This window comes from Neobacillus cucumis (assembly GCF_016908975.1).
GTDB lineage: Bacteria > Bacillota > Bacilli > Bacillales > Cytobacillaceae > Neobacillus > Neobacillus cucumis.
The window spans coordinates 376,162-399,634 of record NZ_JAFBEX010000002.1; the positions used below are offsets into that span (position 1 = coordinate 376,162).

Annotated in this window: 22 protein-coding genes; 20 read left to right on the forward strand and 2 right to left on the reverse strand. The window is 39.8% G+C overall.

Annotated features, from left to right (window positions below):
* Positions 1-284: 284 nt before the first annotated feature.
* The 4 genes from JOC76_RS03970 (at position 285) to argH (ending at position 5,749) form a co-directional block, all read left to right on the forward strand.
* A complete protein-coding gene (locus JOC76_RS03970; protein ID WP_205176253.1) occupies positions 285-2,039 on the forward strand; it encodes a SulP family inorganic anion transporter in 1,755 nt (584 codons plus the stop codon).
* A 430-nt stretch (positions 2,040-2,469) separates the two neighbouring features.
* Complete coding sequence (locus tag JOC76_RS03975) at positions 2,470-3,612, forward strand: metallophosphoesterase (protein ID WP_205176254.1); 1,143 nt, start codon at positions 2,470-2,472, stop codon at positions 3,610-3,612.
* Between the two features lie 383 nt (positions 3,613-3,995).
* A complete protein-coding gene (locus JOC76_RS03980; RefSeq protein ID WP_205176255.1) occupies positions 3,996-4,172 on the forward strand; it encodes a hypothetical protein in 177 nt (58 codons plus the stop codon).
* A 38-nt stretch (positions 4,173-4,210) separates the two neighbouring features.
* Positions 4,211-5,749 carry an argininosuccinate lyase gene (gene argH, locus JOC76_RS03985; RefSeq protein ID WP_205176256.1) on the forward strand — a complete coding sequence of 513 codons (1,539 nt, stop codon included), beginning with the start codon at positions 4,211-4,213 and terminating at the stop codon, positions 5,747-5,749.
* 261 nt (positions 5,750-6,010) lie between these two features.
* Here the strand turns inward: argH and JOC76_RS03990 are convergent, their stop codons facing one another.
* Positions 6,011-6,922 (reverse strand): TauD/TfdA dioxygenase family protein, encoded by a 912-nt coding sequence (locus JOC76_RS03990; RefSeq protein WP_205176258.1) that lies wholly within the window; start codon positions 6,920-6,922, stop codon positions 6,011-6,013.
* A 476-nt stretch (positions 6,923-7,398) separates the two neighbouring features.
* On the opposite strand from JOC76_RS03990, the gene JOC76_RS03995 reads away from it, so the two are divergent.
* The 16 genes from JOC76_RS03995 to JOC76_RS04065 all read left to right on the forward strand — a co-directional run bounded on the left by JOC76_RS03995 (position 7,399) and on the right by JOC76_RS04065 (position 22,591).
* Positions 7,399-8,442, forward strand: a complete 1,044-nt coding sequence (locus tag JOC76_RS03995) for an ABC transporter substrate-binding protein (RefSeq protein ID WP_205176260.1) — start codon at positions 7,399-7,401, stop codon at positions 8,440-8,442.
* 12 nt (positions 8,443-8,454) lie between these two features.
* The gene (locus JOC76_RS04000) at positions 8,455-9,282 is read left to right on the forward strand and encodes an ABC transporter ATP-binding protein (RefSeq protein WP_205176262.1); all 828 of its coding nucleotides are present in this window, start codon (positions 8,455-8,457) and stop codon (positions 9,280-9,282) included.
* A gap of 34 nt (positions 9,283-9,316) precedes the next feature.
* Positions 9,317-10,147 carry an ABC transporter permease gene (locus JOC76_RS04005; protein WP_205176263.1) on the forward strand — a complete coding sequence of 277 codons (831 nt, stop codon included), beginning with the start codon at positions 9,317-9,319 and terminating at the stop codon, positions 10,145-10,147.
* Between the two features lie 18 nt (positions 10,148-10,165).
* Positions 10,166-11,530, forward strand: coding sequence for an LLM class flavin-dependent oxidoreductase (locus tag JOC76_RS04010; protein ID WP_205176264.1), 1,365 nt, complete (start codon positions 10,166-10,168; stop codon positions 11,528-11,530).
* Positions 11,531-11,735: 205 nt separating this feature from the next.
* A complete protein-coding gene (locus tag JOC76_RS04015) occupies positions 11,736-11,882 on the forward strand; it encodes a hypothetical protein (protein WP_205176265.1) in 147 nt (48 codons plus the stop codon).
* Positions 11,883-12,287: 405 nt separating this feature from the next.
* Positions 12,288-12,551 carry an ArsR/SmtB family transcription factor gene (locus JOC76_RS04020; protein WP_088087250.1) on the forward strand — a complete coding sequence of 88 codons (264 nt, stop codon included), beginning with the start codon at positions 12,288-12,290 and terminating at the stop codon, positions 12,549-12,551.
* A 78-nt stretch (positions 12,552-12,629) separates the two neighbouring features.
* Positions 12,630-13,730 carry an oxidoreductase gene (locus JOC76_RS04025; protein ID WP_205176266.1) on the forward strand — a complete coding sequence of 367 codons (1,101 nt, stop codon included), beginning with the start codon at positions 12,630-12,632 and terminating at the stop codon, positions 13,728-13,730.
* A 106-nt stretch (positions 13,731-13,836) separates the two neighbouring features.
* Positions 13,837-15,027, forward strand: a complete 1,191-nt coding sequence (locus JOC76_RS04030; protein WP_205176267.1) for an MFS transporter — start codon at positions 13,837-13,839, stop codon at positions 15,025-15,027.
* 125 nt (positions 15,028-15,152) lie between these two features.
* Positions 15,153-15,278, forward strand: coding sequence for a hypothetical protein (locus JOC76_RS30410; RefSeq protein ID WP_275591324.1), 126 nt, complete (start codon positions 15,153-15,155; stop codon positions 15,276-15,278).
* 383 nt (positions 15,279-15,661) lie between these two features.
* Positions 15,662-16,000: a PadR family transcriptional regulator gene (locus JOC76_RS04035; protein ID WP_205176268.1), complete on the forward strand. Its 339-nt coding sequence runs from the start codon at positions 15,662-15,664 to the stop codon at positions 15,998-16,000.
* Positions 15,997-16,338 (forward strand): DUF1048 domain-containing protein, encoded by a 342-nt coding sequence (locus tag JOC76_RS04040; RefSeq protein ID WP_205176270.1) that lies wholly within the window; start codon positions 15,997-15,999, stop codon positions 16,336-16,338. Before JOC76_RS04035 ends, JOC76_RS04040 begins: the two co-directional genes overlap by 4 nt.
* 339 nt (positions 16,339-16,677) lie before the next feature.
* Positions 16,678-17,439, forward strand: coding sequence for an ABC transporter ATP-binding protein (locus JOC76_RS04045; RefSeq protein ID WP_205176272.1), 762 nt, complete (start codon positions 16,678-16,680; stop codon positions 17,437-17,439).
* Positions 17,440-18,189, forward strand: coding sequence for an ABC transporter permease (locus JOC76_RS04050; protein ID WP_205176275.1), 750 nt, complete (start codon positions 17,440-17,442; stop codon positions 18,187-18,189).
* Positions 18,190-18,274: 85 nt separating this feature from the next.
* Positions 18,275-18,643 carry a hypothetical protein gene (locus JOC76_RS04055; protein WP_205176277.1) on the forward strand — a complete coding sequence of 123 codons (369 nt, stop codon included), beginning with the start codon at positions 18,275-18,277 and terminating at the stop codon, positions 18,641-18,643.
* 358 nt (positions 18,644-19,001) lie between these two features.
* Positions 19,002-20,804, forward strand: coding sequence for an ABC transporter ATP-binding protein (locus tag JOC76_RS04060; RefSeq protein WP_205176279.1), 1,803 nt, complete (start codon positions 19,002-19,004; stop codon positions 20,802-20,804).
* Positions 20,805-20,863: 59 nt separating this feature from the next.
* Complete coding sequence (locus JOC76_RS04065; RefSeq protein ID WP_205176281.1) at positions 20,864-22,591, forward strand: ABC transporter ATP-binding protein; 1,728 nt, start codon at positions 20,864-20,866, stop codon at positions 22,589-22,591.
* 13 nt (positions 22,592-22,604) lie between these two features.
* Here the strand turns inward: JOC76_RS04065 and JOC76_RS04070 are convergent, their stop codons facing one another.
* On the reverse strand, positions 22,605-23,468 hold the full coding sequence (locus JOC76_RS04070; RefSeq protein WP_205176283.1) for an AraC family transcriptional regulator: 864 nt from the start codon (positions 23,466-23,468) through the stop codon (positions 22,605-22,607).
* Positions 23,469-23,473 lie beyond the last annotated feature (5 nt).

Here is a 23,473-nt window from a genome sequence, read left to right on the forward strand (position 1 = left end):
AACGGAATAATATGGTAAATATGTATCAAAATTCAAAAAGGGCGAAACCCTTCCTCCCTTAAAGCGTATCTCTACATGGAAAGAGAAAACAGGGATTTTACATAGCAACAAGTAACTCTTTTCTATGAAGATTCCGAGTAAGAAAAAATTTTTTGAGGAGGTTTTTTACAACTATGATTTCTCATTTTAAAGGCTGATAAAAGAAACATTCTGGCGCTGGAAATTAGCTTTGTCCCTTTTAATTGTGAAGAACTATACAATATCGAAATGGAAGGATGTAATAAATGATTTCATCTAAAAGATTTTCTGGATACAGCTTAAGTTCTCTTCAAAAAGATTTGATTGCCGGGTTAGTTGTTGGGATTGTTGCGATTCCTTTAGCAATGGCTTTCGCGATTGCGTCAGGGGTAAGGCCAGAGTATGGACTCTATACATCGGCCATTGCTGGAATTCTTGTTTCTCTTTTTGGAGGTTCTAGATTTCAAATCGCTGGCCCGACTGGAGCCTTTGTTCCGGTCTTATTAGGTGTCGTGATCCAATTTGGATATGAAAAGCTGTTAATTGCAGGATTTTTGGCAGGGATTTTAATTCTTCTTATGGGGGTTTTTAAATTAGGAAGGTATATAAAATTCATCCCTCGTCCTGTAGTAATCGGCTTTACAGCTGGGATTGCGGTGATTATCTTTTCTGGTCAGATTGCCAATTTCCTGGGGCTTGAAAACTTAAAAAAAGAAGAAGCTTTTCATTTGAATATGAAAGAAATTTTAATCAATTTAAATACAATCAATCTATACAGTATTTTAACAGCGAGTATATGTTTAGCTATTGTTATATTAGCACCAAAATATTTGCCAAAAATTCCAGGTGCTTTGTTAGGTTTAATGGTTTCAACTGTTGTTGCTGCAATGTTCTTTCCAAATCAGGTAGCAACTATCGGTTCAACTTATGGAGCCATTCCCAATGAATTGCCAAAATTTGAGTTCCCTGAATTAACGATTAATGTAGTGATTGAACTACTTCCTGCTGTCTTCGTCATTGCTATGCTTGGGGGGATTGAATCTTTATTGTCTGCATTAGTAGCAGACAACCTTTCCGGCAGTAAGCATGACAGTAACAAAGAGTTGATTGGACAGGGACTTGCCAATATCATTACTCCATTATTCGGAGGAATTCCTGCCACTGGAGCGATTGCACGAACGGCAACGAATATTAAAAACGGTGCCTTCTCCCCATTATCAGGTGTCATTCATGGTGTAGTCGTAGTATTGGTGATCGTAATTTTAGCACCATATGCATCTGCTATTCCATTGGCCAGTATGGCTCCCATTCTTATGTATGTCGCTTGGAATATGAGTGAGCGTAAGGAATTTGCCCATATCTTACAATTAAAAACGATGGATTCCCTTGTTTTAGTCTCTACTTTTCTACTAACCGTTTTGATAGATTTAACTACAGGCGTTGGAGCAGGCCTGGTTTTAGCTCTCCTCGTTTTTGTCGTCCGAATAAGCAGTACGTTAAAAGTATCAAAGGTTTTACCGGATCCAAACGATAAACTTGTAAAACCCGAGATGGTAAAGCAGGGTTCAAACTGCCCGCAAATTAATATTTACACAGTGGAAGGTCCATTATTCTTTGGCACCACCGAGCAGTTTGAGGAGGAAATGGAACAAATTCTGCGTTTAAAACCAAGAGTGCTTCTGTTAAGGATGAGTAAAGTTTCCATCGTGGATTCGTCAGGGGAGGCGCTCCTCATGAATCTTGTAAAAAAATTCAAGGATAATAATCAACAAGTTATATTTTCTGGTATTCAGCCAGAGTTGGAAGATTTATTTAAGAAAACTAGTTTTTATCAATTAGCCGGTGAGGAGAATTTCTTTGCACATACAGGAGCTGCTATCAATCATGCTCTCTCAAATTTGGACGAAAAGAGATGTAAAGGATGTAAACATTTTTCTTTTGCAGAATGTTCAACCCTCTCAAAAGAAGAAACAAATCCTAAAGCGAAAAGAAAAACAAAACGTGATCTAGGGTTAATTTAATTGAATTCCCCATTTTAGGGAGTTAATGTTAATAAAAACATACGAACTAATTAATAGTGGAAACAGGAGAACGGTTTTAATATAAAATCAAAGTCTTCAAACAAATAAGCGATAAAATCTCCCCAAATTTAAAAAAACGTCTTCAAAATTTCGAGTTTGAAGGCGTTTTTTGATGTTAAATCAAAAAACTGCCCTCAAATTCGAAAAAGTGAAATTCTCTTTACCTCGCAAATCTCGATATTGTAGAGGTGTTTAAGGTATGTCAGAAACTATTCACATTCTTATGTTTTGCTTGCTCTTTTTTTACTGATGCTGCGTAAAATGGAAATAGGAAGACATTATGAGTTACAGAAGTTATATCTTCAGTAGTAGGCTTTGTGTTTTATATAACGGCTGCCATTAGTATTTGGTATTGGAGGGGGATTACGGAATGATAATGGTATTTTTAGTCATTTATATAGCAATAAATTTTTATATTGGATGGAATCTTCATGTATATCTGTCATTTGCAATCCCTGAAATTCCCTCTTTGATGTGTTGGATATTTTTCTGCCTTATTTCGCTCTCGTATTTTATCGGCCGACTGTCTGTTTTACGGGGACCAGTTGGTAGGTTATTTAAAGTAATAGGTTCATACTATTTTGCAGTTTTCGAGTTTGCTATTATATTGCTTCCGATTGCGGATGTTGTATGTTGGATTCTTTTGCAAGCGGGGCAGCAGGCGAATCATGTTATCTCTATAACGGGTAGTGCAATCGTCCTTTTACTTGTCATATTTTTGTTGCGCGGGTCTTGGAATGCTTGGTCACCTGTTACCCGTACATATAAAATTGATATTGCGAAATCTGCTCCTCCTTTTTCTCAAATAAGGATCGCCATAGCTTCTGATTTGCATTTAGGGAATCTTGTTGGAAATCGGCACTTGAGAAAATTGGTAAAGCGTATCAATGATATGAAGCCTGACCTTATATTATTACCAGGTGACATCATTGATGATGACATTGAGCCGTTTCTGAGAAATCAAATGTCTCAGGTAATGCGGGAACTCTCTGCACCGCACGGGATATATGCCGTACTTGGCAACCATGAATACTATGGTGGGAACATCGAGGAGTACGTTAAGCAAATGAGCGCAATTGGCATTCGGGTGTTGCGTGATGAAGCTGTCTCTATTGCGAATGTAATGTACGTTGTTGGGCGAAAAGATAAAACAGCAGAACATTCTGACCCTAATGGTCGATTAAAAGTTGTATCACTGCTGAAAGATTTGGATCTTAGTCACACAGTGGTTATGATGGATCATCAGCCCACTCAATTTGACTTAGCACAAGCTGCAGGTGTTGACGTATTGCTTTCAGGTCATACACATCGAGGGCAGTTTGCTCCGAATCATTGGATTACGAAACGAATGTTTGAATTGGATTGGGGATACATGAGAAAAGGCTCTTTACATGTAATCGTCTCATCAGGCTATGGAACTTGGGGTCCACCGATTCGAATTGCAAGCCGTTCTGAGATTATCGAGCTAACTATACACTTTCAGTCGCCTGATGTTTCGAATACTCTAAAATAACCTTTTTCCTTTATTACTTGAGAACCTTATTAAATAGAAAGACATGACTAGGTAAAATATAATAGACCCTCTTTTTAATAATGATCATTTTAAGATATGGCTGTGTTAAAAGCAATGTTGATTTTATAACAATGTTAATTGGAGCGGAAGGCGCTCGACTCCTGCGGGAGTACGGGGAGGGGGAGACCCCGCAGACGCTTTCAGCGTCGAGGAGGCTCCCCGGCACGCCCGAGGAAAGCGAGCGCCTGTAGCAGAAATCAACATTCAAGTTTAACACCGCCTAAGAAATAATAGCACACAAAATTAATACCTCTTGAATATGGTATCTACAACGACAAAACTCTGAGTTCAATTGAAAGTAAAACATTAATGGAGGGATGTTTATGATACTTTCTAGATCACAAAAGCAATTAATTCTTTCCATTTTGAAGAGTGAACAAAATAAATTATTTTCAAAATACCACGGAAAGTTATTAAACCGTACAGTTGAAGATATGGAGCAAATATTAAGAAATGAAATGGTAAATGATCCTGAGGATAAGGGGCTTGATTATAAATAACTGAATAACCATGACAGGGATTTTTAGGGGGGATGGTTATGAATATTCGGAAAAGCATTTTGAATAAAGAAGGGCAGAAATTTCCAGGGCATACGTATTCAGAGGTAGTATTGGCACCTGCTTATGAGCACGCCAAGCAAACTTTACTTGAGCCGATGATAGCGGTACATAAAGCCCACTTGATTATGCTGGTGGAACAAGAGTTATTGCAGGTGAGTGGAGCTTCCCAAATCCTAGCAGGTATTTCCGCAGTAGATAAGGAGGCACTCCTTCAATCCACCTATGATGGAACGTATGAGGATCTCTTTTTCCTTGTAGAAAATCAAATCATGAATGTTGCCGGCGAAATTGCTGGAAATTTGCACCTTGCCCGAAGCAGAAACGATATGGGTGTTGCCATGTACAGAATGGTTCTAAGAGACAAGCTTGTACTTGCCATTGAGTCGCTGCTTTCCTTTCAAGAAACACTTTTGACGGTGATTGACACCTATAAAGGGACCATTGTACTGGGGCATACTCATACGCAACAAGCCCAGCCGATGACATTCTCCCATTATCTTCTGGGAATGTTCGATTGTCTTGACCGGGACTTACAAAGATTGAAGGCAGCCTATGATACATGCAATGCCAGTCCTCTCGGTGCGGCGGCACTTACAACGACCGGCTTTCCAATTGACCGAAATACAGTCGCAAAGCTATTAGGATTTCCGAAAATCATCAAGAGTGCTTATGATTCGATAAGCGGTGCTGATTATTTAGGCGAAATTGCCACAGCCATTCAATTAACCTTTATCAACCTCGGACGATTTTCACAAGATTTTCTCCTATGGTCCAGCCAGGAATTTTCAGCAATTCGTGTGGCAGACCCCTATGTTCAAACGAGCTCCATTATGCCGCAAAAAAGAAACCCTGTTTCACTAGAGCATATTCGTGCATTAAGCTCAAGCGGTATTGGAAATGCCCAAACTGTCCTTCAAATGTTACACAACACACCATATGGTGATATAAACGATACTGAGGATGACCTTCAGCCCTATCTATGGAAGGGTCTGCACCTCCTTGATCAAGTTTTTCGGTTAACGAATGTGGTGGTTGGAACGATTGAAGTAAACGAAGCACTGTTAAAAAGAAGGGCCCAAGAAAGTTTTGCGACGATCACGGAATTAGCTGACACTCTGTTTAGGGAAGCCGACATCCCGTTTCGAACCTCTCATTCCATTGCTAGTCAGGTGGTAGAAATAGCTTTGGATAGAGGACTGAATGCTACTCATGTCACATCTGTGCTTGTAGATGAAGCGGCAAATGCGGTTATTGGATTTCCGTTGAATTTACCGGAGGAGATTATTCGCACAGCTATGGACCCCGAACACTTTGTTAAAATTCGGACACTGCCTGGCGGACCAGCACCAGAGGAAATGAAGCGGGCGATTGTGGAAAGAGAAGCTAGTTTACATCAGAATATTTCTTCACACCAAGCTGAGGTTAATCGAATTCAAGCTTGTATGGAAAAACTTGATCAACTGACAAGCCATTGGGGCAAAAAGGATGAAGATAATAACAATACTGGGAATCCATAGCTTTCTAGAACACGTAACTTATTAAACAGTTTTAGAAAGTAATGAGGCTGTTCAATGGGGAAGCTATATTGTGTAGGAGGCGGACAATTTTTGTTCGTCTTCTTTTAAAAAAATAAATTTAGCCTAATTTCTCACTATTTTCAGGAGGAATTAGGCCTTTTATTTTCGGATATCTTAGCGTTGAAATGACGTTTCCTTACGCAAACTTACTTTTAGGATTATTTGCTTCTGTTAGCCTGCCATAATGGCAGGAAGATGAATTTATTGAATCTTTTTTTCTATTGTTTTTGTAATACTACGGCAACCATCTAAACTAATAGGTTTCTCTCCATCAATGGTAATTCTTCGGACAACTCTTTGTGCATTGCCATAGTCATTCACTGCATAATGTTGGGTTGCGCGATTATCCCAAATGATGACATCCCCCGCTTTCCATTTCCAGCGGACTGTATTTTCGAGTTGTGTAACATGTCCTTGCAGTATTGAGAATATATGTGCAGAATCAGTGGAAGAAAGCCCGATAAAGTTTTTTGCAAAATGACCGAGTAGGAGATGGCGCTCTCCTGTTTCAGGGTGTACATGGACAACGGGATGTTCGGTTTCATAGATGGTGGAAGTAAAGACCTCATCATGGCGTTTTTTCGCTTCAGCAGAAACATTATTTTTTTTAGCTGCATAATCGTAAGCATTGGTATGGACTGCCCATAACTGATTTGCTAGATTCTTTAATTCTGTTGGCAGATTTTCATAGGCAGTAGCTGTATTTGCCCAGACGGTATCGCCTCCTGCCTCTGGTATCACTACTCCCCGTAAAATGGAGAACTTAGGGTACGCCGCTTCAAACGTTACATCTGTATGCCATGAATCGGCACGACCGCCATGATCAGAATGAAGTTCTAAAATAAAGTTTGTTCCATTTTTTGTTGGAACAGTTGGATGAACAACTGGGTTACCAAGTAGTTGTGCAAAAGCTTCTTGTCCTTGATCGTCCAGATGATGCTGATCTCGGAAGAAAACAACCTTATACTTTAAAATGGCCTCACGGATTGATTTAACTGTATTGGAGTCTAGTTCACCGGTAAGTTTCACTCCTGAAATTTCTGCTCCAATACGTCCAGCCACTGGTGTTACTACAATCGCTGATCCATTTTGCACTTCTTTAACATTACTCATTTTATTTCCTCCTTGTTTTTCGCCGCAAAAGCGGCGCTTAAATAGTGGACCGATAAGACAAAAGAAAGCCAGAGCATATGCTCTGGCTTCCAGGTGACTGGTCAGCAATTCATTTGAATATTATGTATGTAATCCCTATCGGTTAAATGTGATTTTAAATGGTCAAAAAAAAACTGTCAATCAATAATCGAAAAAATGCTAATAGAAAAATACTATTTAGAAATTTTTGAATATTCCATTGACGTTTAAAATTAGAGCTGATAGGATTGGTGAAAGCTAAGTAATCCAATAGGAAATAAATATATCTGCCGGACAACCGGAGACTTTTCTTTTAAAAGAGAGATGTCTCCGGTTTTTTTTCGAGAAATAAGCAAGCAAATAGAAATGTGCCCTAAACAAAAATTATTTCTCGTTGTTAGAATAGGATTTTTCGATTGGAGGATTGGTTTTAATCTTAAGAGAAGGTAGGGAATGTTATGAAGTTTTGGAAAAGGAAAGTACTTTTATTGTTAGTAGTATTATCAATCGTTGTATCTGCTGGATGCCAGGAGAGGAAGACAGAAGCTACAGGAACAAAAGGAAATGGCGCGTATGAAACACTGAAACTCAGGTATGAAGGATCAGTGGGTTCGGTTACTTATCCAGAATTAGCAGAGGATTTAGGTTATCTTGGTCCGATTAAACTTGATTGGATCGGAAATCAAACAAGCGGGCCTGCCTCAATTCAAAACGCAGCTACCGGTCAAACCGACTTTGGCGGTGCATTTAACGGGGCCATTGCAAAATTGATAGCGAGCGGTGCACCTATTAAATCGGTCATTGGTTATTACGGTAGTGATAAGGATACATATACCGGCTATTATGTATTGAATGGCAGTTCGATAAAAAATGCCCGTGACCTGATTGGAAAAAAAGTTGGCATGAACACAATGGGAGCGCATGCTGAATTTGTTTTAAAAGAATATTTAAAACAAAATGGATTAACAGACGAGGAAATTAAGAAAGTGACTTTAGTTGTCCTGCCACCGGTAAGTACAGAGCAAGCACTCCGCCAAAAACAAATTGATGTCGCTGTTTTGTCCGGAATGTTAGGGGATTTGGCAGTAAAAAATGGGGGGATCAGAAAGCTATTTAGTGATTATGATTTGTTGGGGCCCTTTACAGCAGGCAGCTATGTGTTTACCGACAAATTTATCAAACAAAATCCGCATACGGTGAAAAAGTTTGTTGAGGCCACAGCAAAAGCGATTGAGTGGGCACAGACCCATTCACGAGATGAAGTGATAGCCCGTTATGAATCTATTATTAAGAAGCGTGGCCGCAAGGAAGATACAAACACGGTGCAATATTGGAAAAGTACAGGTATTGCAGAGAAAGGTGGAGTTATTCAGGAAAAGGAATTTAAAATCTGGGTCGATTGGCTGAAGAAAAATGGGGAGTTCAAAGATGGCCAAGTAAAAGTAAATGATTTATATACCAATGAATTTAATCCATATAAGGGTGAAATTGATAAAAAGTAATGGGGTGAGAGGATGACAGCAAAAATTCAGTTTGAACATGTCAGTAAAGTGTTTAAAGTAAGGGATTTAAATCAAGGAAAGGGAGCGTTTAAAGAATTCACAGCCATTAAAAATGTCCATTTTTCGGTGAACAGTGGAGAGTTTCTTTCATTAGTTGGTCCATCGGGATGTGGAAAATCAACTTTGCTTGACCTTTTAGGCGGTTTGACGAAACCAACCACAGGACGGATTTTGCTAGATGGAAAACCGATAGAGGGACCCGGTTTAGATCGGGGGATTGTCTTTCAGCAGTATGCGTTACTGCCTTGGAAGACGGCCAAAGGAAACATTGAATTTGGCTTAGAGTCAAAAGGTGTTCCTAAAAAGGAGCGGGCTGAAATTTCTCGGCACTTTTTGTCACTGGTTGGATTATCAGGTTTCGAAGATCGTTATCCGCACGAACTCTCAGGTGGAATGAAGCAGCGTGTGGCTATTGCCAGAAGTTTGGCGTTTGATCCTGACGTGCTGCTAATGGATGAACCGTTCGCTGCCCTCGATGCGCAGACCCGTGAAACCTTGCAAACAGAATTACTTCGAATCTGGGAACATACCAAAAAGACGATTGTGTTTATTACACATGGGATTGACGAAGCAGTATATTTGGGTCAGCGTGTTGCCGTAATGACTTCCCGCCCGGGAACGATAAAACAAATTATTGATAACCCGCTTCATTTAACAAGTCACGAAGAGGACATACGTTCAACAACAGCATTTGCAAAGGCACGTCACCAAATTTGGGATTTGCTTCGAGAAGAGGTAGTCAAAGCGCAAACAGTCGAGAATAAGGATCAATCAGCTTAACAAAGTTTAATTATTTTATAGAAGAGGTGAGAAAATGTCTGATTTTGGTAAATCATTCACAGCGCCAATGCAAACATCCCATCGGATTCGTTTTTCTTTTCATTGGGTGCAAAGTCTTGTCAAACAATCTATTGTCATTTTGCTTCTACTAATCCTTTGGGAGACAGCTCCCCGAATGGGGTTAGTGGATCCCACATTCTTTCCGCCTTTTTCAAAAGTAGCAGAGAGTTGGTGGGGATTAGTGATTTCGGGTGATCTGTATGCCCACTTTCAGGCCAGTATTCTCCGTTCGCTTTTCGGATTTGGGTTGGCGATCCTTGTTGCCATTCCTTTGGGGCTTATTATTGGGTGGTATCCACTGGCAAGCGAATTGTTAAATCCGGTGCTAGAGGTGTTTCGTAATACAGCTGCCTTAGCGTTATTACCTGTCTTTATTTTGCTGCTTGGGATTGGAGAAACATCCAAAGTTTCCATCGTCTTTTTTGCTTGTACGTTTCCGATTCTTTTAAATACGATCAATGCTGTTCGAAATGTCGATCCATTGCTCATAAAGGCTGCAAAATCCATGGCTCTGCCCTCCTACAAATTATTTTATAAAGTAATTTTGCCAGCTTCCATTCCGACTATTTTTACCGGAATACGTATGGCTGGATCATCCTCCATTCTTGTGTTGATTGCTGCCGAAATGGTTGGAGCGAAGGAAGGCTTGGGATATCTCATAAACTATTCGCAACAGAACTTCCAAATACCGCAAATGTATGCCGGTATTATTACGATTTCATTGCTTGGTGTGGCCATAAATTATCTTTTAGTTTTCTTAGAAAGAAAATTTTCAAGTTGGAAAACAAATTCAAATCAACAATAAGAGAAAGAAGGAATGAATATGACTCAAAATAATCGGGAAATGAAACTAGGTGCATTTTTTATGATTCCTGGACATCATGTGGCAGCTTGGCGTCATCCAAAAGCGGAATCTCATCAAACCATGAGTTTTGATTTTATCAAAAGACTAGCCCAAACAGCAGAGCGTGGAAAGTTTGATATGGTTTTTCTTGCGGATAACTACGCGGTGAGAAGGAACAATCAGAAGGTCCTAGGCCAAACCGTGAATACGTTATTTGAACCCTTTACTCTTTTATCAGCTCTTGCTGCGGTAACAAATCATATCGGATTTGTCGGAACGGTATCCACTACTTTTAATGAGCCATTTAATGTTGCTCGCAGGTTCGCCTCACTCGATCATTTAAGTGGTGGCCGTGCAGGTTGGAATGTTGTCACATCGAGCACTGACGTAGAAGCCCAAAATTTTAATTTAGAGCACCAGCTTCTTCATGAAAAACGCTATGAACGGGCCGAAGAGTTTGTAGATGTAGTTAAGAAGCTATGGGATAGTTGGGAGGATGATGCGTTAATTATTGATAAAGAGGCAGCCCAATTTGCGGATTCTTCCAAAATACACGCGATTAATCATAAAGGAGAATGGTTTTCCGTTACGGGTCCATTAAATATCTCCCGTCCGATACAAGGGCATCCGGTAGTGATCCAGGCGGGTTCTTCTGAGGCAGGGAAGGAGCTTGCCGCACGAACTGCAGAGGTTATTTTCACAGCTTGGCAAACTATTGAGGAAGCACAAGCCTTTTATGCGGATGTAAAAAGAAGAATGGCAAAATACGGTCGCTCACCAGAGGAACTGAAAATTATGCCTGGGATCTTCCCTGTTATCGGAAGGACGGAGGAAGAAGCAGAAGAAAATAAGAGGCTGCTTGAGGAGCTTATACCAGAAGAAGCGGGGATCTCTCTTTTGTCTGGCATGATAAGTGTTGATTTATCAGGATATCCGGTGGATGGACCACTCCCTGATTTGCCTGTAGTGAGTCAGATAAATGGCGGGAAAAGTCGTTTCCAATTATTAAAGGATCTTGCAGACCGTGAGGGATTGACGATTCGTCAGTTGTATCAACGGATAGCTGGTGCCCGCGGACATCGGGAGATCAAAGGTACCCCAGAACAAATTGCGGATCAAATGCAAGAATGGTTTGAAAATGGTGCAGCGGACGGATTCAATGTGATGCCTCCTTATTTGCCTGGTGGTCTGGATGATTTCGTAAATCTGGTTATTCCAGTGCTACAAGAACGCGGATTGTTCCGTAAAGAATATACAGGCAGCACATTAAGGGAGAATCTCGGCTTAAAACGGCCAGTTAATACACTTATTGAGTCGGAAAAAGAAACAATTAAATTTCGTTAATTTAATTTAAATAAAATCCTACTTGATTTATAGGTGAGTTTTATAATTTTAATTACTAAATGGAAAATTCAGTAATATATGACTGGTCAACCAGAGGCTCTTTATTTAGGATGATTTATTTGCCGATATAGGGAGCCTCTTCATTTTAGAGGGGATTTATGTAAATAAATTTGAAAAAAGGAGAGTATCTGAAAGGGGCATTATTATGGATCATAATGAGGTAAAAATGTGGATAAATGATTATTTAGATTTGTACCTTTATGCAAAAAGCATGAATGATTATTTGTGGCAACAAGAAATTATTGAAAAACTACAAAATTCCCTTAACGAAATCAGGGGCTACTTCCATTGACTTTAATTATGTTTTGGAAACCAATAAACGAAATTAATTAGAAATTAGACCTGTTTTGGTTTTTTGACTTCCCCATACAATGATTACCCATCATTTGATCTTTCATATTATCCATGTTCATTTCACACATTTAATCCATCAGCATTCTCATTCAATTTATTTCTGTCATCAGTTACATGTCAGTTTAGAAATGATTCATCGCTCTACAAATGGCTGACCAAGGTTCGGTAAATCAAACCATTAGTTAAATCGACAGCATCGTGTAGGGCCATATATCGGATTTTTTTGTTAAGAGGGAAAGTTAAATTAAAAAATGAAAAGCACTCTCTTGACAGAGCATCTCTGATTGAATACAATATTTCTATAAATACTGAAATAAGCATTGCTGAAAGGAGGTTTTTAACGGTGAGTGATGATATTGCAGTAAAAGTCTATAAGGCACTAGGTGAATCGACTCGTTTACAAATCGTAAAATTACTTGCTCAACAATCAGAGTTAGCTTGCCTGGAAATGGCAAATCAATTAAAAGTCCCTGCCAATTCAACATTAACGCATCATTTAAAACCATTACTCGATTGCGGATTATTAGCAGTTCGCAGAGAGGGAACCTTCAGATATTACAGTTTACAACGAGAAGTCCTTGAACAATACGCTCCCGCTTTACTTTAATGTTAAAGCGGTAATATTTTAATTTTAATTTCAGTATTTATAGAAATACCGAATAATTGAATTGAACGGGGGAAATGTATGGGTCAAATTAGCAAAGAAACAAATTCTTGGGGAAATTTAGAAAATGGTTTAGAAAGTAAATTGTTTGAACCGGTAAAAATCGGAGCTTGGAATTTACGCTCTCGTATCGCAATGGCACCGTTAACCAGATCCTTTGCAGATGATCAGACAGGCGTTGTAGGAGAGGATATTGTTGAATATTATCGAAAGCGTGCTGCCGATGGAGTTGGTTTAATCATTTCAGAGGGTACCGTCATTAGTCCTCGTGGAAAAGGCTATCCTGGAATTCCTGGCATTTATTCAGATGAACAAATTAAGGGATGGAAAAAAGTAACTGATGCTGTGCATAAAGAGAGAGGAACAATGATTGCTCAAATATGGCATGTTGGTCGTTTATCTCATCACGAGCTTGCTGGAAATCTGCCTCCTCAAGCACCATCAGCTATTCCAGCTGAAGGCCTTGTTTCTCGTTTCCGTAAGCCATATGATGTTCCTGAAGAAATGACGATTAAAGATATTAATGAAGTAATCAATTTATATGCGCAAGCTGCGAAAAATGCAATAGCAGCAGGTTTTGATGGTGTGGAAATTCACGGTGCCCATGGATACTTGATTGACCAATTTAATTCAGATATAACAAATCATCGAACAGACAAATATGGTGGTGACCTTGCTCAAAGATTAACGTTCATGAAGGAAGTAATTAAAGCAGTTATCGACGCAATTGGTACAGAACGAACAATGATTCGATTCTCTGCTCATAAAGCAGATATACCAAATTACATGTGGGAAGAACCAGAAAAGGCTATTCGTACATTTGTTGAGGCATTTAAGGAAGCGGGTGCAACCATGATTCACCCATCGATTATGCAATTTGATCGAGTACTTGCAAATGGAAAAACGATGCATCAATTAGTCCGAAAATACTGGGATGGTGTCATTATTGGGGTAGGTACATTAAATCCAGTAATGGCGAATCAGGCGATTGAAGAAGGAATAATTGATGTCGCTGCTTTCGGACGTCCATTAATTTCTAATCCTGATTTTATTCATCGTTTAAAAAATGGTGAAGAATTGGAAGAGTACAATGTTAAGAAGCATCTTAATACATTAATTTAAAGCACTAGAATAGAAAGAAGCTTATATAGCTTCTTTCATTTTATATATTATTTCAGTGTTTATAGAAATATAGAAATTAATAGTGATATTGAGGAGGAAATTTCACATGTCAAATACAGCAAAGATTTATATTTTAGCATTGATAAGTTTTTTAGTTGGTACTTCACAGTACATCATCTCAGGTATTTTGGATAAAATGGCAGATGCCCTAGGAGTGTCAATTGGAGCGGCTGGTCAATTAATTACAGTCTTTTCATTATCTTATGCAATCGGTACACCTATATTAATGGTATTAACGGCTAAAATGGAAAGACGTAAATTACTGATCTATACGTTATTTGTTTTTATTATAGGAAATTTACTTTCAGTCATTGTTCCAGGGTATGGATTATTTATGATTGCTCGTATTATTATGGCTTTAAGTGCAGGTGTAGCGGTCGTGACAGTTTTAAGTATCGCAGCAAAGATTGCACCGGCTAATAAAAAGGCAAGTTCAATTGCAACTGTTGTCATGGGATTTACCGCATCATTAATCATTGGTGTTCCTATTGGCCGTTTTATTACATCTACGTATGGCTGGAAATTTGTATTTATCGGTATCGCATTATTAGTTTTACTTGTCATTTTTATTGTTTTAAATACAATACCAAAAATGAATGGTGATGCTTCAATTCCTTTAACGAAACAAATTGCAATGTTCAAAAAACCAAAAATTGCTTTAGCATTATCAATCACCTTCTTTTTAATGACAGGGTACGGGATTATTTTTACTTATTTATCTCCATTCCTTGTAACTACCGTAGGAATGAGTGATCATCTTTTGAGCATTACTTTACTTGTTCTTGGAGTTGCAAGCTTATTTGGTTCTAAACTAGGTGGTATAAGTGCAGATAAAAAAGGCGTAATTTTTACATTAAAAAGAGGGTTACTTGTAAACGGAACATCTTTAGTCGTGCTTTCATTCATATCACATTCAATTATAGCAGTATTTATTATATTGACCGTCTGGTCATTTGCAGGATGGTCATCAGGTGCAACTCAGCAATATAATTTAGCAACGATAGCGCCTGAATCCTCAGATGTGTTGCTAGGTTTGAACCAATCGATAATGCAATTAGGTTTTGCTGTTGGGGCAGGTTTAGGCGGAGTAATTGTGGGGCAAGTATCATTATCCTCAATTACATGGTTCAGTTTGTTAAGTGTTGTGTTTGCAAGTATTACAACATTTGGATTATCACGTTTCTTAAATAATAAAAAGATAGTCAACCAAGGTTTTTTGGCACATAAGCGAGTTTGATCAAATTGGGAGTCTAAATCATCTTGAATCTTGGATATATTGGAATAAATAAATTGAATCTTCCAAGTGTTTGCTGAAGGATAGGGATAACTTAAGGGGATCACCCAAGGGGAGAAGGAGAAGCTATGGACCCCGAACACTTTGTTAAAATTCGGACACTGCCTGGCGGACCAGCACCAGAGGAAATAGGCGGGCGATTGTGGAAAGACATGCTGAGGTTCATCGAATTTAAACTTGTATGGAACACCTAGATCAACTGACAAGCCATTGGGGCAAAACGGCTGAAGACGAAATAAATACTGGACATTGATGAAGGATGTATAGATGAAATTATTCGAAAAACTATATGTACGCTGATTATACGTGGATAAAGGAGTATTTTGTTTATTGTACGAACTAGGAGTTGGCAGCATTGCACTTATATAAAGAAAAGGCACTAGCATTAGTGCCTTTTTGAATTCTAATAAACGAAAGACCATTGAGTAAAAATTTTGACGAAAAGTTTTATTGACAATTGAAGCTATTTGGTAATACTATATACTAGTAGTCAGTAATACTGAATATCAGCAACACAAAATACCTGTAATACAGAGTACTGAAAAAATTAAAACGAAATACAAATGGAGGAAAAAATTTGGAAAATATCACGGAAATGTTGAAAGGGGTGCTTGAAGGTTGTGTGCTTGAGATCATCGGCCGTGGCGAAACTTACGGCTATGAAATCACGCAACATCTGCGAGAACTTGGCTTCACTGATGTGGTTGAAGGCACAGTTTATACGATAACAATGAGGCTTGAGAAAAACAATCTGGTGGACATCGAGAAAAAGCCTTCCACTATGGGACCGCCGAGAAAATTTTACACACTCAACGCAGCAGGTCAAGAGAAACTTAGGGTTTTTTGGGAAAAATGGGATTTCGTCTCAAGCAAAATTAACGAACTCAAAACAAGATCAGGGGGAGAAGTAAAATGAATATATTTGAAAAAATTATCGGAAGTCTGGATGACAAGCGGGAATGGAGGGCGATGGAGGCCCGAGCGAAGGCACTTCCAAGTGAGTACCGCAACGCTTACAAAGCTATGCAAAAATATATGTGGACTGCTGGTGGTGGTCCCACCGACTGGAAGGACAGCAGCCGTATCTTTGTCGGCATTCTCGACCTCTTCGAGGAAGGAGCAGCGGAAGGCAAGAAAGTCACTGACCTTACGGGCGAAGACGTAGCTGCTTTCTGCGACGAGCTAGTGAAGGATGAGCAAACGTGGAAGGACAAATATCGTAAGAAGTTGAACGATACCATTGATCGTGGCTAACGACGAAATCCTAGTGGCTTGTCGCCTAGCACCGACAATAACCGCGCAAACCGTCTCTGGGGACGACTTGGATTCCTTTCCGTCGAACTAGTGGTTACCTAAAACCAATGTCGACAAGTATGGTGAAGATTTGAATCACCATATCATGAAACGATTGGAAAAAAGTAAATTCAATAGATAATATCGACTGAATAGCTGGTTACAAATGAAATGTGTCTCCTTCACTATTCAGTTATATTTTTAACCCAGTAGTAAGTAATACAGAATATCAGTCAGACAGAGTAGTGAGGTATAGCCAATCTAGCGCCTTGCTGCGCTTATGATAAGGAGGAAGAAAGTATGAGCAATGCAGCGATTTCTGTAAAAGGGTTAAAAAAATCCTTTAAAGATAAGGAAGTCTTAAAGGGGGTGGATTTTGAGGTGGGGCGTGGCGAAATTTTCGCCTTGCTGGGCTCAAATGGAGCGGGCAAGACGACGACGGTCAACATCCTCTCAACGCTGATGAAGCCCGATGGCGGTGAAGCAGGTATTTGCGGTTTTGACGTCCGGCGTCAACCGGATCATGTTCGTCAGAGCATCAGCCTGACAGGACAGTTCGCAGCTTTAGACGGCATTCTCACAGGAAGGGAAAACCTGAAGATGATCGCCAAGTTGCGGGGAGTTTCCAATCCCGCTCAAGTAGCTGACAATCTGCTTGCAAGATTCAGCCTGACCGATGTGGGCAACCGCCGGGCGGACCAATATTCCGGTGGGATGAAACGCCGGCTTGACATCGCCATGAGCCTGATCGGGACGCCCGCAGTCATTTTTCTCGACGAACCGACGACAGGGCTTGACCCCGAAGCCCGGATTGAAGTCTGGGGTAAGGTCAAGGAGCTTGCCGGCGGAGGCACGACCATCTTGCTGACGACCCAGTATCTGGAGGAAGCCGAACAGCTGGCGGACCGGATCGCCATCCTGCATGGCGGAAAAATCATCACAACCGGTTCCTTAAAAGAACTCAAAGAGATGTTCCCGCCAGCCAAAGTGGAGTACACCGAGAAGCAGCCGACATTGGAGGAAATTTTCCTAGCGATCATCGGCAAAAAGGAGGAGATGTAAATGAAAAGCAAAACAGGGGTATTACTAGGACGGTTAATGCGCAACATCATGCGCAGCCCGGATACGATTATTACGGTGGCAATTACGCCGATTATGATGATGCTGCTGTTTGTCTACGTATTTGGTGGCGCCATAGAAACAGGCACAGCAAACTACGTCAATTATTTATTGCCGGGAATCTTGCTGATGGCTATCGCATCCGGCGTCGCTTACACCTCCGTGCGGCTGTTTACGGATGTAAAAAGTGGTCTAATGGCGCGGTTCATTACCATGCCCATCAAGCGCTCATCGGTATTGTGGGCTCACGTATTGACCTCACTTGTATCCAATGCACTAACTATCGTGGTTGTTATCCTTGTCGCACTCTTAATAGGCTTCCGATCCAGCGCTGATATCCTGGATTGGCTCGCGGTAGCTGGGATACTCGGGCTGTTTACGCTGGCGCTGACATGGCTGGCGGTCATTCCCGGGTTGACAGCGGGGTCTATGGAAGGGGCGACAGCCTACTCGTACCCGCTGATTTTCCTGCCGTTTATCAGTTCGGCATTTGTCCCAACCGAAACCATGCCTAAAATTGTCCGTGCTTTTGCTGAGAACCAGCCCGTGACTTCAATCGTGAATGCGATTCGTGCCCTCTTGTATGAAGGGTCTGTTGGCAACGATATCTGGATCGCGCTTGCCTGGTGTGTCGGCATCATGGCCATCGCTTACTTCTTCGCCAGTCAAGCATTTAAACGGCAGTTAGGGTAAGTAAACCATTATGGGATTAGCCATATCAAGTCAGCTGTTGTAAACAAGGTTATCACCATTGTCCTAGTTTCAGGCGTCCATCGAGTTGTCCATAACACCTTATCTTTTTGCCTTAGGTATAGGTCAGGAAAACTTATTAGCGGTCTATGTAGGTTTTAATGATGACTCGATAAAAAAGATGGAGGGAAAATGGGAGGAATGGGGAAACCCATGTAGATTGGTGACTTTTAAAAAAAGATATAGGTCCGTTTTAGAGCCATTTGTCAGGTTAATTAAAATGATTGATGAAAAAGAAGAATTTAAATCACAGATCCAGATTATTATACCTCAATTTATACCTAAGAAGGGGTGGCATAACATACTGTACAATCAAACGGCTTTATTACTTGGATTATGGTTATATAGACATAAAGATGTTGTTATTACAACAGTACCTTATCATTTAAGGAAATAGCTTATAAAAGGCATGGGAAATTCTCATGTCTTTTATATTTTAGATTGTGAAATCATTTCCTTATACTAAAGGAGGCTAGAGTTTAAGAAGGTACACTATTCCATCCTCATTTTAACAACTAAAAGTTTACCGAATATCTAACCATGATAGAAATATTCCAGCATTTTTTTCATAAATACTGTTTGATGGGGAACCTTTGGAATGGTTTCTTAGCAGCTATCTTCTTAAAAGTGAAATCTTCTTTCACATAATTTGGATTAAAGCAAGATAATCCATGAAAGATGATGGGTAAATCCATTGTTATTGGATAATCGGTAAGGTATTCTAAGCATATTCCTTTATGAGGGAGGGGGATCTGATGAGGAATCGATCTATTTTTCGAGAGCATTTCTACTTACATAAATGGAGTTATTTTTTTGGAACTGGCCTATTAGCGATTTCACTCCTGTTGCAATTAGTGGTCCCTGGTTTATTAAAGGAGTTCACAGATGGACTTCAAAACGATAGTATCACTGCAGCTGGTTTATGGAAATTGGCTCTATGGTTTATCATCACAGGATTCGGGACCTTTGTATTCCGGTCATCCGGGCGCATCTACATCTTCAAAATGTCCAGAATCCTGGAGCGGGACTTAAGGACGTCATTGTTTTCTCATTGGGAGCAAATGCAGACAAATTATTTTCACAATCAGCGGATTGGCAATTTGATGGCCCATGCCGTCAACGATGTCAACATCATGAGGCAGATTGTCATGCAGGGATATTTTCAAACGGTGGAAGCAGTTGTTCTGATTACCATCGCCATTTTCATGATGGCCAGCACGATTAACCTCTCATTAACGTTACTCGTCTTATTACCCCTGCCCGGATTAACCTATATTGCCTATCGTTTTCGGGCAAAGACTCAAGCCTATTCGTTACAAGTACAAGAAGCCATCGGAGTTTTGACCAGTAGGGTCCAGGAATTTTGCTCGGGCATCGGTGTCTTCAAAACATATGTACAAGAAGAAGAACAACTGAAAAAGTTTACGGAAGAAAATGATTCGAATGTGGAGGTGAATAAACATTTAATACGTACCAACTCGTTGTTCACTTCGTTAAGTCAAGGCATTGTTGGTCTTAGTTATCTACTCTCCATCGTACTGGGCTCCATTTTAGTCATGCGTAACACCATTTCGCTCGGGGATTTCGTTGCCTTTAACACATATTTGTCCTTGCTGATTACCCCGATTGAGAACATTGGAAAGGTGATCAATCTACTTCAACAGGGAAAAGCGGCTGATAACCGGATTCGTGATGTATTAACGACCGAACCGGAAATTCAAGACGAGGAAGGCGTTAGACCGATTACATCCATTACCGGTGATATTGAAATCAAAAATCTCTCCTTCAAGTATGACAAAAGCAAACGATACGCCTTGCAAAATATTAATCTTTCAATCCCCAAAGGAACCAGTTTGGCGATTGTCGGGAAAATAGGAAGCGGAAAATCAACCTTGGTTAACTTACTTCTTAGGTTATATAATCCTCCAAAAAATACAATCTTTATTAATCATCAAGATATAAGGGATATTCCATTAAAAACACTTCGTACCTCAATTGCTTACGTACCGCAAGAAAATTTTTTATTTTCCACCACGATTAAAGAAAATATTGCCTTTGACCCAAATCCATATGAGGATCCACAAATCTTTCACGCGGCAACGCAGGCACATGTTTATCATGATATTACCGAACTTCCTCAAAAATTTGATACCGTGTTGATGGAGAAGGGACTTTCCTTATCAGGGGGACAGCAGCAACGTGTCTGTATTGCCAGGGCCTTGATGAAACCTTCGCCGATTATCATTTTTGATGACAGCCTTTCAGCGGTTGATTCCAAGACAGAAACTGGTATATTACAAACACTTAGAAGCGAGATGAAAAGTCGAACGACCATCATGATTAGTCACCGGATTTCCACCATCCAACATGCGGACCAAATTATCGTACTTAATGAAGGGAAAATCGTGGAAAGAGGCACACATCAAGAACTGATAAACAAAAATGGGATTTATAAAAAAATGCTTGAACAACAGACCACGCAACATTCTTTGGAGCTACAACCATTGCGATACATACATCGACAAAATATCCTCATAAAAAGAAGGAGGAGGACATAATTCAAAAGGGAACAGCGGGGAAACTTCCCAAAATCGTTGATTGTCAACTGGCCAAGGGAATGCTTACATTTGCCAAACCTTACTGGAAGCTCATTTTATTTTCGCTCGCTTTAACCGGTTTTATTGTGATATCAAGCCTGGCTCAGCCTTATATCATCAAACTCGCCATTGATTCCCACATCATGAAGAACGATTATCAAGGATTAATGAATTTAGGTATTGTATATTTCCTCTTGATTTTGGTTTCTTCAGTCAGTACTTATTTTCAAAATAATACTCTTCAATTCACGGGTCAGTATGTCATATATGATTTCCGGCAGGCCATCTTTCAGCATTTTGCCAAGATGGAGATGTCGTTTTACCGGCAAAACCCGACTGGAAGATTAGTCACAAGGATTACCTATGATGTTGAATCACTCAACCAACTATATTCCCAAGTGATTGTCAACTTGATAAAAGAAGTTCTGATTCTCATGGGAATCATTTTTCTCATGCTTTACATGAGCATAAAGCTCACTTTGGTGTGCTTCTTAGTCATACCTGTCATCGCCGTAGTGACCTTTTATTTTAAAAGTGTGTTGCGAAAAACACAAAGGCATCTTCGGACGATTCTATCTAAGCTTCTTTCTAATCTGGCGGAAAATCTTTCCGGAATGAGTGTGATTCAATTATTTGCACGGGAAAGAAAGCAGCTTGAGCAGTTCAATGAGTTAAACGAAGAGCATTACCGGGCGGGAATGAAGCAAACCGTCATCAATTCAATTTTTAACCCGTCTATTGGTTTCTTTGGAAATATTTCGTTGGCACTTTTGGTTTGGTATGGAGGAAGAAGTGTCCTGGACAGTACGCTTACCTTTGGTACCGTTTATGCCTTTACCAGTTATGTTAGGCAATTTTTTGAACCACTTAGGGGCCTCGCAGACAGGTTCAATCAAATCCAGGCTGCGCTGACATCAGCTGAACGGATTTTTGAGACCTTGGAAACAGAACCAACTATCTTAAACCCTGAACAACCAAAGCAGCTTCCTGAAAAAGTTCGCGGTGACATTGTTTTTCAACACGTTTGGTTTTCCTACCATCAGGAAAAGTGGGTTCTAAAAGATCTTCATTTTAGGATCAATCAAAGGGAAACAGTTGGAATTGTAGGAGCAACCGGGGCGGGTAAAAGCTCGATCATTCAACTGTTGAACCGGTTTTATGATAACCAAAAGGGGACGATTACTCTCGATGGAATCAATATAAAAGAGGTTCATTTAAACGACCTCAGGAAGCACATTGGCATCATTCAACAAGATCCATTTATGTTTACAGGTACTGTTTTGGATAATATTCGTTTAAATCATCATCATGTGACGGATGATGAAATCGTAAAAGCAGCCAAATCTTTAAAGATTGATGCTTTTTTTCGAATGCTGCCGAGGGGATATGAAACAATGCTAGGCGAGGAAGGAACGGTATTGTCGGCTGGACAAAGACAGCTGCTGTCTTTTTTAAGAGCGATGATGACCAATCAAGATGTTCTGATTCTAGATGAAGCGACAGCCAACATCGATACAGAAACAGAGCAAGCGGTACAAGAAGTTTTAAGGGAAATGTCAAAGGACCGGACAACAATTATCATTGCTCACCGGCTTTCCACCATCCAACATGCGGATAAAATCATTGTCTTAGATAAGGGAAGAATAGTAGAAATGGGAAATCATCAGCAGCTCATAAGGAACCATTCCTTTTACTTTCAATTGTGTTTGAATCAAAACAAAGAAAAAGGTGTAAGGGAGAAAGTTTAAAAGATGGGTAATCTTATTGATTAGCCATCTTATTTTCATTACTAAACTGAGTAGGAGAGACCCCCACGAATTTTTTAAAAATTCGGCTGAAATAAAGTTCATCTTCATACCCAACACTTTGACTCACTTCTTTGATTCGTATATCAGAATGGGCGAGAAGTTCTTTAGCAAGATCGATCCGCAGATGCGTTAAGTATTCGATTGGACTATAGCCAGTATATTTCTTAAAGAGCCTCGAGTAATGACTATTGCTTAGACCGGCCATCTTTGCCAAATCTGTTAGAGTGATAGTCCGTTGATAGTGATGACTAATGTAGTCAATCGTTTCTTCAATTACTTGTTTGGTGTCCTTAGAAATGGTTTGCGTATGAAAGTCTTGAATAAACATTAACAGCAGTTCTTGGAATAAGATTTTTTTCTTAAAGGCAATGACTGCCCCTCTTCGTTTTGATAGAGAAATGATTTTTTCTAATAAAAAAGCAACTCCTGGGCTGTTTTTGATTGTATACACTCCTTGCAGTGGAAAACTGATTTCCTCCGGATTTATAAAGTGCCATTGTTCCTTCTTTTCAAATGCGCCAGCATGAGTGAAACGGATAAAGTAAAACTCAAGGGATTCGGAGGAATTAGTTTTATTGTCGCATGTCATACCGGGAGTAAAAACTACGAGTTTTCCTGGGGAAAGCTTGCACTTTTTTCCATTTATGACGATATCACCAGTACCTTTTGTAATAAACCAAAGTGAATGGTAAAGGTTTTTTTTTCCTCTTTTACTCCAACTAGGCGGAAATGTTTTGTAACCTGCTAATAATATGGAAAAGGTCAATTCATTTAATTTTGAAATTAAACTTCCAAAATCCTGTACTATATTACTCATCCTTT